Here is a 17,254-nt window from a genome sequence, read left to right on the forward strand (position 1 = left end):
GAAAGCCATGATGTAACTTCATCATTAGACCATCAATAATAAGGATAACGTACATGACGCAAGCAAATGTACAGGATATGGTGGCACAGGCAGATACAGGTGCCCGGAATCCAAAGGGCTTTGCAGGCCGGATTCTCTGGGTTGTTCCGGTCTGTTGGTCATTATTCCAACTTTGGTATGCCTCACCGCTACCATTCATTTTTAATTTTGCCGTTCTCAACGACACACAGGCTCGCTCCATTCATCTGATGTTTGCAATATTCCTTGCATTCACAGCATATCCGGCCATGAAGAATTCTTCTCGGGATCACATTCCCCTGATGGACTGGATACTGGCATTACTCGGTAGCTTCTCCGCTGCTTATATTTATCTATTTTATGAAGCCTTGGCAGGACGCTCAGGAGCTCCGACAACCGTTGACATTGTGGTCTCGGTTATCGGTATGGTATTACTCCTCGAAGCGACACGTCGAGCTTTAGGCCCACCATTGATGATGGTTGCGATGGTATTTCTCGCTTATACCTTCGCCGGGCCATATATGCCGGATGTCATTGCTCACAAAGGCGCGAGCCTAAGTAAAGCGATGTCCCACCTCTGGCTAACGACTGAAGGGGTCTTCGGGGTTGCTTTGGGCGTTTCAACCTCATTTGTCTTTCTGTTTGTTCTGTTCGGTGCGATGCTGGAAAGAGCCGGTGCCGGTGCTTATTTCATTAAAGTCGCGTTCTCATTACTGGGGCACATGCGAGGCGGTCCGGCTAAAGCTGCGGTTGTTGCGTCCGGATTATCCGGCTTAGTCTCCGGTTCTTCGATTGCGAACGTGGTGACAACCGGCACATTTACCATTCCGTTGATGAAGCGAGTCGGCTTTCCGGGCACCAAAGCCGGCGCCGTAGAAGTTGCCGCATCCACCAATGGTCAGCTGACACCACCAATCATGGGTGCAGCCGCTTTCCTAATGGTCGAGTATGTCGGTATTTCTTATGTTGAAGTGATCAAAGCCGCAGCACTGCCTGCCATCATCTCTTATATCGCGCTGATTTATATTGTCCATCTCGAAGCCTGTAAAGCTGGTATGGAAGGACTGCCGCGTCGTAAAACGGTCACACTACTGCAGAGCATTTTGTCTTTTACCGGCACCATTCTGGCGCTCGGAGCAATCAGTGCTATCGTCTATTACGGCGTCGGTTGGACAAAAGCAGCCTTTGGCTCAGCAGCAACGCCGATCGTCACCTTGCTGCTCCTCGCATCCTATATCGGTTTGGTCAAAATCTCCTCCCGCTATGCCGGGCAGACTATGGATATTGATGAGGACTTGCGTGAAGTACCTGATCCGGGACCAACGCTGAAATCAGGTCTGCACTTCCTGCTGCCGATTGTTGTGTTGGTCTGGTGTTTGACCGTTGAACGTTTTTCTCCGGGATTATCTGCCTTCTGGGCAACCGTATTCATGATCTTTATTCTGCTGACCCAGCGCCCGCTAATGGCTTTCATGAATCGCTCCGGTGACATTGCTGCACAGGCAAAAGTCGGCTTGAATGATTTCTTTGAAAGCTTGGCGTCCGGTGCGCGTAATATGATCGGTATCGGTGTCGCGACGGCTGCCGCAGGGACAGTGGTCGGTGTGGTCACTCTGACGGGGATCGGTCTGGTGATGACTGACTTTGTCGAATTCATCTCCGGTGGCAGTGTGATCATGATGTTGATCTTTACCGCGGTGATCAGTTTGATACTGGGGATGGGTCTACCGACAACGGCAAACTATATTGTTGTTTCTACGCTGATGGCTCCGGTGATCGTCACGCTCGGGGCACAACATGGTCTGATCATCCCACTAATCGCAGTGCACTTGTTTGTGTTCTATTTCGGTATTCTGGCAGACGACACGCCCCCTGTGGGTCTCGCGGCTTTTGCTGCTGCAGCGATAGCCAAATCGGATCCGATTCGAACCGGTATTCAAGGTTTTACCTATGATATTCGGACCGCCATCTTACCATTCATGTTTGTATTCAATACCCAACTGTTATTGATTGGTATCGATACTTGGTGGCATTTAATGCTGACCATTTTCTCTGCCATTACCGCGATGTTGCTGTTCTCTGCTGCAACGCAGGGATGGTGGTTTACTAAAAATAAATGGTGGGAAACCGTCTTACTCCTCGCACTGACCTTCACATTCTTCCGTCCCGGATTCTGGTGGGACATGATCTATCCTGAGCATGAACTCTATCCGGGAACCGATATTTACCAGGTCACAGAGAAACTTCATCAGGGAGAAGCATTGGAGCTGGTCGTCTCAGGCGACAAAATGAATGGTGAACATGTGACGAAAACGGTTCGGCTACCATTCGATGAGCGCGCCAAAACCGCTGAAGAGAGAGTCCGTTCGATGGGCTTGATGCTGACCGAGCAAGGGCAAAATATGATGGTCGATATGGTTGAATTCGGTAGTCCGGCAGAAGCCTCCGGCATTGATTTTGACTGGAAAATTGATGCCATCATCGTCGAATCTGAGCGCCCAATGAAAGAGTGGGTATTTATTCCGGCATTGTTCCTCACGTTATTATTAATCTGGAATCAAAAACGCCGGATAAGATCATCAAAATAGATGCCACATCAATATGCCTGATTCCAGTCAGGCATATAATGGCCCCGATTCTGGCTAGAGAGGTTATATACCCATGTACAAACATATTCTTGTACCTGTTGATTTAAATGAACAAGGCTTTGCCGATAAAGCGGTAGAAATCGCAGTCTGGCATGCAAAACATTCAAATGCCGAAATACATCTGCTCAAGGTTTTGCCCGGTATTCATATGTCCATGGTTTCGACCTATTTCCCCAAAGATGCGGCAGCAAAAATGAAAGCTGACGTCAAAGCGCAACTCAAAACTTTCGCAGAAACCCATATTGATGAAGAAGTGGTCTATCACCTCCACATTGCTGAAGGCAAACCTTATAGCACCATTTTGGATTATGCCGAGAAACTGGGCTGTGACCTCATTATTATGCCAAGCCACAAACGTTCCAAAATTGATAAGGTGGTATTAGGCTCAGTCGCCAGTAAAGTCGTACAGAGCTCCCCGATTCATGTACTGGTTGTCAAACCTCAAGAGTTCTAACCTCAACAACCTGAGTCATGCTTAAAACAAGACGAAAAAGGTGCAGATTTACAATCTGCACCTTTTGTGTTTTTTATCGTCAGCTTGAACGGAACTGCAATTAATTCGACACCACTACGTCATCATCAAAGCGGAAAATGAGTCACACAAATGCCTTCACTCAGACCAATCTGACAACTTTCTTCCTGCCCGTCCAATTGCACGGTTAAAACATACAAATCCTGAGGATCCGGGTGCTGAGGATCAAAATAGCGGGGGGCATCCACCTGAAAGACCGCACTTGCCTGATCACTTCTCATATCGATGGGGATCTGATAACTCATCCCATCAAATTTAATCACCGCAGAGACCAATCCGGGCTTTAACATGTCAAAATAAACATGCACCAACAGCTCACATCCCCCGCCATGATGCCATACCTGCTCAGTTGCCAAATGCGTCAACCGGACATGGCGGATACATTGCAGATAAGGTTCTCTCCAGATGCCGACGCGTGAGTCATAATGACGAACCGGCTCTTTTCCCAAAAAGCAGAGTGGGTGCTGCTCGACATCAACCAATGGCTCATCATCGGGGTCGAGAAAAAGAATCTCAAACCGATTCCGGCCGGGCTGAAGTAATGGTTGAATATCTTTACGATATATCGATGACAATCCGTCACAATCAAACAGCGCAACGCCATTGAGACGGATCTCGGCATAATGGTCGATCCCTTCTAAAACGAGATCGATCCCCGCATAACTCAGCAACGCATCATCGACTTCAATATCGTGCATGAGGTGCCATTCCTGTGCTGCAATCTCTGTTTCAGAAAGCGTGACAGGGAGAATTTCGCTCAATGGCGCGGGAAAACAGATATCATTCTGAGGAACAGTGAGATCAGTCAGCGGTGAAAGCTGCCAATAACCTGCCAATGAATATTTCATATGTCACAACTTGTTCTCGATCAATTTTTCATTATCTCAGATTAGCGACCATTTGGGAAAAATCAAATGTCGGTGCACAAAAAAAAGCCGCTAAATAGCGGCTAAGTCAATCAACAGCAAAGAACGTAACTAGGTATAGATAAATCATTTATTTACTGGTGTAAAATGCCCGTTTCAAAGCAAGTTCAACACCTCGAATCTCAGCCAGTCCTTTCAAACGCCCAATACAGGAATAGCCCGGATTCGTTTGTTTTCTCAAATCGTCAATCATCTGATGCCCGTGATCCGGCCGCATCGGGATACGACGTACATCTCCTTGTGTTTCACGTCGGTGCTCTTCTTTAAGCAGCGCATGAATCACATTGTACATATCCACATCACCCTCTAAATGTGCAGCTTCATGGAAACTCATGGGATTGCCTTCTTCACGCATGGTCGAACGTAAGTGAGTAAAGTAAATTCGTTCACCATACGTCTCTATCATCCGCACCAGATCATTGTCTCCGCGCACACCGTAAGAGCCGGTACACATGGTAATTCCATTCATCAGACTTGGTACCGCGGTCGTCAGTGCTTCGATATCTTCAATGGTTGAGACGATCCGAGGTAAACCAAGAATCGGACGCGGCGGATCATCCGGATGGACAGCTAATTTAAGGCCGTATTGCTCACATACCGGCATCAACTCTTGTAGGAATAACACCATATGTTCACGCAGTTTTTCTCTATCTATGTCCTGATACGTATCAAGACGCGCCTGAAATTCTGCTAACGTATAACCTTCTTCCGCACCGGGTAAACCGGCAATAATATTGGCGGTTAACTTCTCAATTTGTGCCTGAGACATCTGTTCGAAACAGGCTTTCGCTTGTGCTTGTTCCTCTGCGGTGTAATCGGCCGCTGCATTCGGCCGTTTGAGAATAAACAGTTCAAATGCTGCAAATTCAATCTGATCAAAACGCAGTGCTTTAGAACCGTCAGGTAACTGATATTCCAGATCGGTACGTGTCCAATCAAGTACCGGCATAAAGTTATAACACACGGTATCAATGCCGCATTCCGCCAGATTGATTAATGACTGTTTGTAATTTTCAATCCATTGGGCATAGTGACCGGTGCGCGTCTTAATCTCTTCATGTACCGGAACACTTTCGACAACGGACCAATTAAAGCCTTTCTCTTCTAACAGCGTTTTGCGCTTGAGGATTTCATCTTTGCGCCATACTTCACCATTCGGAATATGATGCAATGCAGTTACAATTCCCGTCGCGCCTGCTTGTTTAATATCATCTAAAGACACAGGATCGCTTGGGCCGTACCAACGCCAAGTTTGTTCCATAATTATTTCCTAGTTATTCGTTTTGTAATGATTCATTGTTGAACCATACTGCATGTGTGCGACATGGCTCGATTCAGAGAGTTAGCGAAACAGATAACCATCAAATAGCGGATCATCCATATCGGATAATTTAAACAACGTCTGCTTCACATTTTCGATGTGCTGCCACATCGCTTGTCTGGCACCGTCCGGATCACGCTTTTGCAATGCCAATAAGATTCGTTCATGATCTTCTAACCACTGACAACGGTAAGTATTACTCTTGATACGTGAATGCAGTTGTTGCCACATAGGACTATCGTTGCGTCGCTCCCACAAGTCATGAATGATGTCACTCAAGACACTATTTTGAGAGGCTTCAGCGATCGTCAGGTGGAAGAGTCGATCATATTCGTAATCCTCGGTATTATTTTCCAGATTGATGCGCTCTTGATCCAAATAGTATCGAAGACGAGAGATTTCATTCTTCGTGACGTTCAATGCAGAAAAACTCGCAATCTGACTTTCTAATACCTGCCGTGCTTGTAACAATTCAAACGGGCCGACATCGCTACTGCGATTTAACTCAGGCCCCTGCTCTTCTTGTAATGTGTCCGGCAATTTAATGACATAAACCCCCGACCCTTTGCGAACCTCAACAAACCCTTGCAGTTCTAACATGATAATGGCTTCCCGAACGACGGAACGACTCACATCAAGTTCCTCTGCGATCTCTCGTTCAGGCGGCAGTCGATCACCGAGACCAAACTCCCCGGATGTAATCCGTTTTTGCAATCCAAGGCCTATTGTTTGATAAAGGCGCTGTGGATGAGTCATATCAACACGAACACTCAAGTTTGTTTGAATACCCATATGATCTCACTTAGTTACGACCGTTAGTCTGGAGGCAGGGATTGTTGGATAATAGTGCTACGACATCCCCCCCCTAAAAATTGGTTGACCAAGATACATTGGTCAACCATTGATGTCATTGCTTAATTTGATGCCAACGCATCAATTTCTTTCACGTATTTTGAAATTGCTTTATTATTTAAAGCTTTATCATGCATTGGTTTAACCGCATCGATAAATGGCTGTTTCTCAACCTTCACGAAAGAAACCCCCATCGATTTGGCTTTTTCTTGCGCTTCTGCAATCATTTTGGTCCAAAGATCTTTGTGATACATCATGGACTCTTTCGCGGCTTTACGAACAGCAACTTGTTGATCCGGCGTGAGTTTATTCCAGGATTCTTCACTGATAACAAGCACATCGGGAATCATGGTATGTTCATCCATGCTGAAGAATTTAGCGACTTCACCATGACGAGAGTTGGTTAAAGCCGTTTCATTATTCTCAGCACCATCGACCACACCTTGTTGCAGCGCTGTGTACAATTCACCATAAGCCAGTGGCGTCGGTGAACCACCCATGAGTTTAATCATGTTGACTGCGGTAGGACTCGGTTGCACACGAATTTTCATGCCTTTCAGATCAGCCGGAGACTTGATCGGTTTCTTCGCATAGAAGCTACGGGCACCACCATCATAATAAGTTAAACCAATGAAGCCTTTTCCTTTAGACGCATTTAAAATATCGTCCCCGACCTTACCGGTCATCACGCGGTAAAAGTGGTCGCGGTCATGGAAAATATAAGGAATGTTAAATGCACCGTAAGCGGGTTCAAACGACTCCAGCTCACTCGCATTTGATTTTGCGATATCCAAAGCGCCATTTTGCAGCAATTCCATCGACTCACGCTGCGTCCCTAACTGGCCATTCGGGTAGATACGAATTTTCACCTCACCGTGCGTATACTCTTTCACTTTTTCTGCCATATATTGCATCGACTTGTGAACAGGGTGATTTCTGTCTTGGTTATGGCTCAACTTTAAAATGGTAGTCGCTGATGCTGTAAAAGAAATTGAAGCTGCCGCCACACAAGCCATCAGGGTAGACAGCGTTTTTTTATTCAACCGCATAATATTCTCCATTTAGAGTGATGTTGTTTTCATGCGTTATCTTTCAGATTATCGGATGAGCACTCCATGCCTAATTTGTCTCATCTCTAGTAGGTCACCGTTAACTTAGCTGCCAATGCAGACCAATTTCAACCAAAAACTTCCAATTGGTTGACCAACTTCATAAAAAATACGCCCAACTGTTCAGACCAAATGTTAATGAGAGTTCGATCACAGGCTGTTTCTGTGTGACATGCTCTAATGCCAAGCGATTTTAAGGAAATAGTTTACCCCTATATGCTTATATAACAAAAATTGGTTTACCAGGAGTCATTATGGACAAGTTAATAGGCGTCATTAATCGAGGACTATCGATATTCTGTATCGGGTTATCCAGCGTCCTCGTTATTTGCGTCGTCTGGCAAGTTTTCTCTCGGTATGTGTTGAACACACCCAGTACAACAACAGACGAACTCGCTCGCTTTCTTTTTATATGGGTCGGTCTGATGGGCGCGGCATATACATTGGGGCAAAAACGCCATTTAGCCATTGAATTACTTGAACAAATGTTAGAGAACAAACCAGCTAAACTCAGTATTCTTCGTCTTATTATTAATATAATCAGTTTCCTGTTTGCCAGCGTGATCATGGTTTATGGCGGTGGCAAACTCATGCTGCACGTCCTCGCAACCGGTCAGATATCTCCGGCTCTTAGCATCCAGATGGGATATGTTTACGCAGCGATTCCCCTCAGTGGCATGTTTATGTTGATTTATCTATCCACTGACTTTTTGACCAACCTGAGAACCCTAATGTGCAGTAAATCACATAAAGTGGATTCTGTGGCTAACCAATTAAAATAGGAACCAACTCATGGATTGGCAAATTATTATTGTTCTGTTTGGCACCTTCTTTATTTTCTTAGGATTAGGCGTACCAATCTCATTTGGTATCGCAATCTCATCACTGTTGACGGTGATGCTGTCACTCCCTTTTAATGCCGCCATTGCGGTTATTTCACAGAAGCTGGCATCGGGTCTTGATAGCTTCTCTTTGCTCGCCATTCCCTTCTTTATCCTTGCGGGGAATATCATGAATCAGGGGGGGATCGCCCTGCGACTGATTAATTTTGCCAAAGTGTTGGGTGGCCAGTTACCGGGCTCATTAGCGCACGTTAATGTCCTCGCAAATATGATGTTCGGTTCGATTTCAGGCTCGGCCGTTGCATCCGCTGCGGCGGTGGGTGGCACGATGTCTCCCCTGCAAAAGAAAGAAGGTTATGATCCGGCATACTCTGCGGCAGTCAACATTACCTCTTGCCCGACCGGATTACTGATTCCGCCCAGTAACACGTTTATCGTCTACTCATTAATTTCTGGCGGGACGTCGATTGGTGCACTGTTCCTCGCAGGTTATATCCCCGGCCTGCTCATGGGATTGAGCTTGATGGTCGTCGCGGCGATTATCGCCAAAAAACGTCACTACGCCGTATCCGAAAAACCCACCAGTCAAATGGTACTGCAAAGAACATTAGATGCATTACCGAGTCTTGGTCTCATTATCATCATCATGGGAGGCATTATCGGGGGGATTTTTACCGCAACCGAAGCCTCTGCAATTGCTGTGGTTTATACATTGATGCTGGCCGTGGTGTTCTATCGTGAAGTCTCCATCAGACAACTCCCCGGAATTATTTTAGAGTCAGTCATGACAACATCGATTGTACTGTTGCTGATCGGTGCATCGATGGGGATGTCTTGGGCGATGGCCAATGCTGATATTCCTTACATGATCAGTGATGCGCTGATGAATGTATCAGAGAATCCGCTGGTCGTGCTTCTCATCATTAACCTGATTCTGTTAATCGTGGGAATCTTCATGGATATGACGCCGGCCCTGCTGATTTTCACACCGATCTTTTTGCCGATTGCGATGGATCTGGGCATGGATCCGGTTCACTTCGGGATCATGATGACATTTAACCTCTGTATCGGTATCTGTACACCGCCGGTCGGCAGCGCACTATTCATCGGTTGCTCCGTGGGTAAAGTGAAAATTGATAAAGTCATCAAACCGTTACTGCCGTTCTATGCAGTCTTAGTTCTCGCGCTGATGCTAGTCACCTATATTCCGGAAATCAGCTTAGCACTGCCTCAAGCCTTCCTCGGCTATTAATCTCGCTTGTATGCTTAGGGGTGTCGAAAGGTACACCCCAATGTAAGGATTAAATCATGAAAACATTGAAACATTGGGAATGGGATTCAGCTCGGGGTAACGAAGTGATTCTTCGCTGTGATGCGAAACATACACTGCATGTTTTTGTCCTCGAACAAGACATCTTCCGGGTGTTAGTCAAGAAAAACGAAAGCTTGCGCCTCGACAGAACCTGGACGGTATCACCGTCAGCCGATGATATCGACTGGCATGGCCGGGCCAGAACCTCAACACAAGGCTATTCACTGCCCGATTATCAGTTAAAGCATGATGATGATGTGGTTGAAATTGCCACTGACCGTCTTAAGCTGACGATCACACAACCTTTGCAACTGCACTGGCAGCATCGTTCCCAAGGTGAATGGCATCCCCTCGCCCATGATCGTAAAACCGGTGCGATTCAACTCGCCACACGTTCGGAGGGGGTCGCCCACTTCATGCATCGGGGCGATGACGAGCATTACTTTGGACTTGGAGAAAAGACCGGGAACCTCAATCGTGAAGGCCGTCGCTTCGAAATGCGCAATCTCGACGCCATGGGATACGATGCCAGCTCAACCGACCCGCTCTATAAACACATCCCGTTCTACATTACCCGAACACCACACAATGTCAGTTATGGCTTGTTCTACGATAACCTTGCCAGTTGCTGGTTCGACTTGGGGAATGAGCTCGATAACTATCACGTCAAATATCGCAGCTATCGCGCTGAAGATGGCGATCTGGATTTCTATTTTATCCTTGGCCCTCAAGTCATTGATGTAACCCGCGCGTTCGTCAAATTAACCGGTGGCACAATCTTCGGCCCGAAATGGAGTTTAGGTTATAGCGGTTCGACAATGCGTTATACCGATGAACCCAATGCGCAAGAACTGCTGGAGAGTTTCGTTGATCAGTGCGACAGCCATCAAATCCCATGTGACTCTTTCCAACTCTCATCTGGGTACACTTCGATTGGCGATAAACGTTATGTGTTTAACTGGAATGACGACAAAGTGCCCAACCCGACGGCCATGTCAGATCATTTCCACCAGCATGGTTTGAAGCTCGCAGCCAATATCAAACCCTGTTTACTGCATGATCACCCGATGTATCAGTCCGTCAAACAACAGGGGCTGTTTATTCAGGATTCAGAAAGTGATAACCCGGAAATCTCAGTCTTCTGGGATGCCAATGGCTCTCACCTCGATTTTACCAATCCGAAAACTGTGGACTGGTGGAAAAGTAATGTCACAACGCAGTTGCTTGAAAAAGGCATCGACGCAACCTGGAACGACAATAATGAATACGAAATATGGGATCGCGAGGCGCGCTGTTACGGATTCGGCGACGCGATTCCTGTCGGTTTAATCAGACCATTACAGCCACTCCTGATGATGAAAGCGTCTTACCACGCGCAACGAGAATCCGCACCGCAATTACGGCCTTACCTGATCTCCCGTTCAGGCTGTCCCGGCATGAACCGATATGTGCAGACTTGGAGTGGTGACAACCGAACCAATTGGACCAGCCTGAAATACAACATCAAAATGGGCTTGGGGATGAGTTTATCGGGCTTGTACAACCTCGGACATGATGTCGGGGGGTTCTCCGGAGATAAACCCGATCCGGAACTCTTTGTTCGCTGGGTTCAAAACGGCGTCATGCACCCACGTTTTACCATTCACTCATGGAATGATGATGGGACGGTCAATGAGCCGTGGATGTATCCCGAAGTCACACCGATTATCCGCAAAGCGATCGCGCTGCGTTACCAATTGATGCCCTATCTCTATGATGCGCTTTGGCTGGCTCACCACGCTCATGAACCGATGCTCCGTCCGACGTTCCTCGATCATGAACATGATGCCAACACTTGGTCAGAGAATGATGACTTCATGCTGGGTCAGTCACTGCTGGTTGCCTCTGTCGTTGAACCGAATCAACGTCAGCGTGATGTTTATCTCCCGGAAAATACCGTGGGATGGTATGACTTCTATACGCACCAATGGTTTAGTGCCGGTCAAACCATCACGCGCCCGGCCGCATTAGAAACACTGCCGCTCCTTGTCAAAGCTGGCTGTGCATTGCCACTCAATCCGGAAGCGGGTGTCCCCAACACGCAGCATGACAACCAACGCGTCATTTTGATTTTCCCGGCTCAAGGCTGCCATCATTTTTCTCAAACTATTTTTGACGATGACGGTGAAAGTTATGCCTATCAGGACGGTCACTATTTAGAACTGACCGTGACAGTTACGAGCGATGCCAAAACAGTTCAGGTCTCTGTCTCGAAGTCTGGTGACTTTGCTCCTGATTACGATAGTGTCGAGATTCGCCTCCCGATAACAGAAAACCGGCAACTTATCGTCAACGGTCAACCGACCGAGAACCATCATCGCATTTCAATCTGAGAAGAGAGCAACATGAATACAATTGCAAATACACAACTGAATTCTGGCGTATCTTTACCAGAATATGATCGAAGCCGTCTGGTCACCAGAATGGTTCACTTAGGATTCGGTGCCTTCCACCGCGCACACCAGGCACTGTTTACCCATGAATTGTTACAAAAAACCGCCAGTGACTGGGGGATTTGCGAAGTCAGTCTATTTACCAGCGAAGACTTGATCACCGCGCTGCGTCATCAGGATCACTGCTACACCGTGGTCGAAAAAGGCGCGCAGGAAACAGCCGTCAAAGTTATCGGTTCGGTGACAGAGTCATGCCACCCGAAACTGGACAGCATTCAAGCCGTACTGGAGAAAATGGCAGAACCTCAAGTGGCAATCGTCTCGATGACGATCACCGAAAAAGGCTACTGCGTCGATCCGGCAACCGGTCAGCTTGATCTGAATCATTCCCTCATTCAGCAAGATCTACAAACACCCGAAGCCCCGAAATCCGCACTGGGCTATATCGTTGAAGCATTGAAACGACGCCGTGACCGCGGCTTACAACCCTTTACGGTCATGTCATGCGATAACATTCAGGAAAATGGACATGTGGCCAGAGCGGCGATACTTGAATTTGCCCAACAACTTGATCCACAACTGCGCCTCTGGATTGAAGAGCATGTCACTTTCCCTTGTACCATGGTTGATCGCATTGTACCGGCGGCAACGCCTGATACGCTCGACGAAATTGCAACCTTACTGGGTTGCCACGATCCATGTGCCATTGCCTGTGAACCGTTCAGCCAATGGGTCATCGAAGATAATTTCGTCGCCGGACGTCCCGAATGGGATGTGGCTGGCGCAGAGTTTGTCGACAATGTCGTCCCCTACGAAGAGATGAAGCTGAGAATGCTCAATGGTAGTCATTCGTTTCTCGCTTATCTTGGCTACCTCGGTGGCTACGAGCATATCTCTGACACCATGACGGATGCGGGTTATCGACAAGCAGCGTTCGACATGATGATGAAGGCGCAGGCACCCTCACTCAATATGCCGGAAGGGACGGATCTACAAGCCTATGCCACACAATTGATCGAGCGTTTCACCAACCCGAGTTTGAAACATCGCACCTGGCAAATCGCGATGGACGGCAGTCAGAAAATCCCCCAACGGATGGGACGTAGCCTAGCCTACCACCTGACGCATGGCAGTGATTTTTCGTGGATTGCGACTGGCATTGCCGGCTGGATGCGTTATGTCTCGGGTGTCGATGAAGCGGGAAACGAGATTGATGTACGCGATCCGATGGCAAAACAGTTGCGTGACATCTGTGATCAACACGGCCTCAACGTCTCAGTCGTGCCGGCGTTACTCGGCGTAGAAGCGATTTTCTCTCGTGAACTGGGCCAAAACCCACAAGTGATTGAGGCTGTCAGCCGTGCCTATCAATCGTTATTGGATAACGGCGCCCGCGCAACGGTCGCCGCGCTGTCAGGAGAAAAATAATGAAAAACTTTATGGATGAAGACTTTCTACTGGAAACAGAGACAGCACGTCGTCTGTACCACGAATATGCCTGTCATCAACCCATCTATGATTATCACTGTCACCTGAGTCCGGCAGATGTCGCCAATGATCGTCACTTTGAAAACCTGACTCAAATCTGGCTGGCGGGGGATCACTACAAATGGCGAGCCATGCGCTCAGCGGGTGTATCTGAGCAGCAGATCACCGGGGATGCAAGCGACTACGACAAGTATCTCGCTTGGGCACAGACGGTTCCACAGACGCTAGGGAATCCTTTATATCACTGGACCCACCTCGAACTGCGTCGCCCGTTCGGTATCACCAATACCTTGTTGGGGCCACAAACGGCTGATGCTATCTGGGAGCAATGCAAAACGTTATTAGCCACCCCCGACTACTCGGCCCGTGGGATCATGCAACAGATGAACGTCGTCATGGCCGGAACCACGGATGATCCGATTGATTCTCTCGAACACCACCAAGCTATCGCTCAAGATGACAGTTTCGACATTGCCGTCCTCCCAAGCTGGCGCCCGGACAAAGTTTTCAAGATTGAACTTGATGGCTTTTCTGACTATGTACAACAGCTGGGCGAAGTCGCTGATATCAATATTGAACGCTTCAGTGATTTATTAAGTGCACTCGATAAGCGTCTGGCTCATTTCGATGCCCACGGTTGTCGCGCAGCAGACCACGGGATCGAGATTGTCCGCTATGCACCGATTCCGGATGACAAAACCCTCGATGCCCTGCTAACGCGTCGTTTCAATGGCGAGACGCTTTCTGAGCTGGAATGTGCCCAATTTTCAACTGCGGTACAGGTTTGGCTTGGTCAACGCTATGCCAAACTGGGCTGGGTGATGCAGCTCCATATTGGTGCCCAGCGTAACAACAATAGCCGCATGTTTACCCAACTTGGCCCGGACACCGGTTTTGATTCGATCGGGGATCGACCATTTGCTTTTGAACTGGCTCACCTCTTAGATGAGATGGATAAAACCAATGCATTGCCTCGCACCATTTTGTATTGCCTCAACCCCAGAGATAACGAAATGATGGCAACCATGATCGGTAACTTCCAGGGTGGCGGTATTGCCGGCAAAGTTCAGTTTGGATCCGGATGGTGGTTTAACGATCAGAAAGACGGCATGCAGCGCCAAATCGAGCAACTCTCACAACTTGGTCTGCTCAGCCAGTTCGTCGGAATGCTGACCGACTCACGTAGCTTTCTCTCTTACACCCGTCACGAGTATTTCCGCCGGATTCTGTGCAATCTGCTAGGGCGCTGGGTTGAAAGCGGCGAAGTGCCAAATGACTTCTCACTGCTCGGTCCAATGGTTGAAAATATCTGTTTTGGCAATGCGCAACGCTATTTTGAGGAGAGGAATTAACTGATGAAACATATCGCCATTATCGGTGAATGTATGATTGAGCTGAATGGCAAACCATTCGGCCCGATGCAACAAACTTTTGGCGGTGATACCCTCAACGCAGCCGTTTATCTTTGTCGCGGTTGCGCAGCCAATGCCGAGCCGGAGAGTATAAAAGTCTCCTACGTCACGGCTTTGGGGCGCGACCCGCTTAGCCAAGGTATGCTCTCGCGTTGGCACCAGGAAGGACTCGATACCGAATTGGTATTGCGTGATGAACAGCGCTCTCCGGGGTTGTATTTAATCCAGCTCGATGAGCAGGGGGAACGAACGTTCTTGTACTGGCGTAACCAATCGGCAGCGCGCTATTTGATGCAACATCCGGAGATTCACCAGATCAAAGCAGCGTTGACCGATGTCGATATGGTATTCCTCAGTGGTATTACCCTCGCCATTTTGCCCGAGCAAGATCGGATGGAACTGCTCAACCTGTTGGCAAAATTGCGTCAACAAGGCGTGGAAATCGCATTTGACAGCAATTTCCGTCCGGCACTTTGGCCCGATGATCATCATGTCACCGTGAAAACGATCTACGAGGCCATGTATCGGCTCACCGATCTAGCCTTGGTGACATTTGATGACGAACAACAATTGTGGGGCGATCTCACACCGACACACACGCTGAATCGCTTGAAAAAACTCGGGGTACAGCGTTGCGTCGTTAAAATAGGGGCGGATGGATGCCTCGTTCAGGGGGATGATACATCGGTTCACACCGTGGCCACGACGCCTGTTGCACAGGTTGTCGATACGACCTCGGCCGGTGACTCATTCAATGGCGGTTTTTTGTCTGCCTATTTAGCCGGATACGGACTGATAGCCTCGTGCCAACGCGGTAATCAACTCGCGGGGACTGTCATTCAACATCGCGGTGCGATTATCGATCCTATCTATACTCAGGCTGCGCTACTCTCTCAATAAGGAACAACCATGTCTGACATTAAACAGCAAATCAAAGCAATCAAAATCATTCCTGTGATTGCGATCGACAAAGCCGAGGACATTATTCCTCTGGGTAAAGTATTAGTAGAAAACGGCCTGCCCGCAGCAGAAATCACCTTCCGTTCTGATGCAGCCGCGCAAGCCATTCGCCTGCTACGTGAATCACAACCGGACATGCTCATCGGTGCAGGTACTGTGCTTAACCGGGATCAGGTTATTGCCGCCAAAGAAGCAGGTGCGACATTCATTGTCTCTCCCGGTTTTAACCCCAACACTGTTCGGGCTTGTCAGGAACTAGGGATTGAAATCATTCCGGGCATCAACAATCCGAGTGTCGTTGAAGCCGCGCTTGAAATGGGCATCACCACCATGAAATTCTTCCCGGCAGAACCATCGGGCGGCATCAGCATGGTTAAATCTTTGCTTGCCCCATATACCAATCTGGAGCTGATGCCGACCGGCGGGATTAAACCATCCAACGTCAAAGATTACCTCGATATCCCCCGCGTGATTGGCTGTGGCGGAACTTGGATGGTCGAGAAGTCACTGATTGAAAATGGCGACTGGGAAGAACTCGCCCGTCTCACTCGTGAAGCTGTCGCTTTGATTCAGGAGTAATGCCTGAAACACCCTATCGATAACAACTGAAAAAGCCTTGTGATAACAAGGCTTTTTCTTCATCACCAACCACAACGGATACGGAGCATCAGACGCTTCATCACCGTCTAATACACATCTAATACAGGGCCTTTCCCAATATTACTTTTCCCTGAACAGCGAAAACACAACAGTCATAGATGTCGTACTTCTCTATCACATGTCTTCATTTTTCAGCTTTCTGATGATCAATTATTTCCTCATTCAGAGACGAGCATATTGTTGTCTCGTAACCAAACAGTAGTAACTCATTTTTTGAATCAATTTTTATTGCCATATATAATGATTCGGTCAATAAGTAATAAAACGAATCAAATACTGACAACTCGAATAATTAAATAATTGATAGAAAACAGTTCAAATATCATCAAAAAACACAATAAAATATATTTTATAATTAGTGAATAAAATTCAAAAATATATATTAACTAAACAGAAATTTACACACAATGTAACAAAATAAATAACATCTTAACATTTATAAAAACCATTATAAATCATATAGTTATACAAATGGATTAGCCAAAAAATACAGAAAAATCAAAAAAAACCATAGAAAAAACTAATTTAACTTATTATTCATATAGATAAAAAAATAGTTTTAATAATTAAGAAATGCATGATAATTATTTAAACCTGGTTGCAAAATTTAATTTATTTAAATTGTGTTAATAAATTATTAATAATGTGATCTATATATCATTTAAATATTTATCAACATTGACAAAAAATTAATGTCGTTTAGATTACCCAGCACAAAATAATCACTTAAAATAAATTGAAT

At 47.0% G+C, this 17,254-nt stretch carries 13 protein-coding genes; 9 read left to right on the forward strand and 4 right to left on the reverse strand.

Annotated features, from left to right (window positions below):
- Positions 1–53: 53 nt before the first annotated feature.
- A complete protein-coding gene (locus MKS89_RS13390) occupies positions 54–2,606 on the forward strand; it encodes a TRAP transporter permease (RefSeq protein ID WP_072958148.1) in 2,553 nt (850 codons plus the stop codon).
- 73 nt (positions 2,607–2,679) lie between these two features.
- A complete protein-coding gene (locus MKS89_RS13395) occupies positions 2,680–3,120 on the forward strand; it encodes a universal stress protein (protein WP_072958146.1) in 441 nt (146 codons plus the stop codon).
- Positions 3,121–3,245: 125 nt separating this feature from the next.
- Here MKS89_RS13395 and MKS89_RS13400 read toward each other — a convergent pair whose 3' ends face one another.
- From MKS89_RS13400 to MKS89_RS13415, 4 genes are all read right to left on the reverse strand, one after another.
- Positions 3,246–4,046 (reverse strand): glycosyl hydrolase 2 galactose-binding domain-containing protein, encoded by an 801-nt coding sequence (locus MKS89_RS13400; protein ID WP_072958142.1) that lies wholly within the window; start codon positions 4,044–4,046, stop codon positions 3,246–3,248.
- Between the two features lie 148 nt (positions 4,047–4,194).
- Complete coding sequence (gene uxuA, locus MKS89_RS13405; RefSeq protein WP_072958140.1) at positions 4,195–5,385, reverse strand: mannonate dehydratase; 1,191 nt, start codon at positions 5,383–5,385, stop codon at positions 4,195–4,197.
- An 81-nt stretch (positions 5,386–5,466) separates the two neighbouring features.
- On the reverse strand, positions 5,467–6,237 hold the full coding sequence (locus tag MKS89_RS13410) for an FCD domain-containing protein (protein WP_106406950.1): 771 nt from the start codon (positions 6,235–6,237) through the stop codon (positions 5,467–5,469).
- Between the two features lie 122 nt (positions 6,238–6,359).
- Positions 6,360–7,346: a TRAP transporter substrate-binding protein gene (locus MKS89_RS13415; protein ID WP_072958137.1), complete on the reverse strand. Its 987-nt coding sequence runs from the start codon at positions 7,344–7,346 to the stop codon at positions 6,360–6,362.
- Between the two features lie 314 nt (positions 7,347–7,660).
- Here MKS89_RS13415 and MKS89_RS13420 point away from each other — a divergent pair, with 314 nt between their 5' ends.
- Genes MKS89_RS13420 through MKS89_RS13450 form a run of 7 tightly spaced genes read left to right on the forward strand, consistent with a single transcriptional unit; the run spans position 7,661 to position 16,431 of the window.
- Complete coding sequence (locus MKS89_RS13420) at positions 7,661–8,188, forward strand: TRAP transporter small permease (protein ID WP_072958135.1); 528 nt, start codon at positions 7,661–7,663, stop codon at positions 8,186–8,188.
- 10 nt (positions 8,189–8,198) lie between these two features.
- Complete coding sequence (locus tag MKS89_RS13425; RefSeq protein ID WP_072958132.1) at positions 8,199–9,500, forward strand: TRAP transporter large permease; 1,302 nt, start codon at positions 8,199–8,201, stop codon at positions 9,498–9,500.
- Between the two features lie 56 nt (positions 9,501–9,556).
- Positions 9,557–11,932: a glycoside hydrolase family 31 protein gene (locus MKS89_RS13430; RefSeq protein ID WP_072958130.1), complete on the forward strand. Its 2,376-nt coding sequence runs from the start codon at positions 9,557–9,559 to the stop codon at positions 11,930–11,932.
- Between the two features lie 12 nt (positions 11,933–11,944).
- Entirely contained in the window at positions 11,945–13,420 is a 1,476-nt protein-coding gene (locus MKS89_RS13435; RefSeq protein WP_072958128.1) for a mannitol dehydrogenase family protein, read from the forward strand.
- Entirely contained in the window at positions 13,420–14,832 is a 1,413-nt protein-coding gene (gene uxaC / locus MKS89_RS13440; protein WP_072958126.1) for a glucuronate isomerase, read from the forward strand. The genes MKS89_RS13435 and uxaC overlap by 1 nt, the downstream gene beginning before the upstream one ends.
- Before the next feature lie 3 nt (positions 14,833–14,835).
- Positions 14,836–15,792 (forward strand): sugar kinase, encoded by a 957-nt coding sequence (locus tag MKS89_RS13445; RefSeq protein WP_072958124.1) that lies wholly within the window; start codon positions 14,836–14,838, stop codon positions 15,790–15,792.
- Positions 15,793–15,801: 9 nt separating this feature from the next.
- Positions 15,802–16,431, forward strand: coding sequence for a bifunctional 4-hydroxy-2-oxoglutarate aldolase/2-dehydro-3-deoxy-phosphogluconate aldolase (locus MKS89_RS13450; protein ID WP_072958121.1), 630 nt, complete (start codon positions 15,802–15,804; stop codon positions 16,429–16,431).
- Positions 16,432–17,254 lie beyond the last annotated feature (823 nt).

Source organism: Vibrio gazogenes, from assembly GCF_023920225.1.
Lineage (GTDB): Bacteria > Pseudomonadota > Gammaproteobacteria > Enterobacterales > Vibrionaceae > Vibrio > Vibrio gazogenes.

What these genes read in the sequence shown, in the direction of transcription:
- MKS89_RS13430 (WP_072958130.1), top strand. Translation starts at nt 9,557, where the DNA reads ATGAAAACATTGAAACATTGGGAATGGGATTCAGCTCGGGGTAACGAA.
- uxaC (WP_072958126.1), top strand. Translation starts at nt 13,420, where the DNA reads ATGAAAAACTTTATGGATGAAGACTTTCTACTGGAAACAGAGACAGCA.
- MKS89_RS13410 (WP_106406950.1), bottom strand. Translation starts at nt 6,237, where the DNA reads ATGGGTATTCAAACAAACTTGAGTGTTCGTGTTGATATGACTCATCCA.
- MKS89_RS13425 (WP_072958132.1), top strand. Translation starts at nt 8,199, where the DNA reads ATGGATTGGCAAATTATTATTGTTCTGTTTGGCACCTTCTTTATTTTC.
- MKS89_RS13435 (WP_072958128.1), top strand. Translation starts at nt 11,945, where the DNA reads ATGAATACAATTGCAAATACACAACTGAATTCTGGCGTATCTTTACCA.
- MKS89_RS13395 (WP_072958146.1), top strand. Translation starts at nt 2,680, where the DNA reads ATGTACAAACATATTCTTGTACCTGTTGATTTAAATGAACAAGGCTTT.
- uxuA (WP_072958140.1), bottom strand. Translation starts at nt 5,385, where the DNA reads ATGGAACAAACTTGGCGTTGGTACGGCCCAAGCGATCCTGTGTCTTTA.
- MKS89_RS13415 (WP_072958137.1), bottom strand. Translation starts at nt 7,346, where the DNA reads ATGCGGTTGAATAAAAAAACGCTGTCTACCCTGATGGCTTGTGTGGCG.
- MKS89_RS13445 (WP_072958124.1), top strand. Translation starts at nt 14,836, where the DNA reads ATGAAACATATCGCCATTATCGGTGAATGTATGATTGAGCTGAATGGC.
- MKS89_RS13390 (WP_072958148.1), top strand. Translation starts at nt 54, where the DNA reads ATGACGCAAGCAAATGTACAGGATATGGTGGCACAGGCAGATACAGGT.
- MKS89_RS13400 (WP_072958142.1), bottom strand. Translation starts at nt 4,046, where the DNA reads ATGAAATATTCATTGGCAGGTTATTGGCAGCTTTCACCGCTGACTGAT.
- MKS89_RS13420 (WP_072958135.1), top strand. Translation starts at nt 7,661, where the DNA reads ATGGACAAGTTAATAGGCGTCATTAATCGAGGACTATCGATATTCTGT.
- MKS89_RS13450 (WP_072958121.1), top strand. Translation starts at nt 15,802, where the DNA reads ATGTCTGACATTAAACAGCAAATCAAAGCAATCAAAATCATTCCTGTG.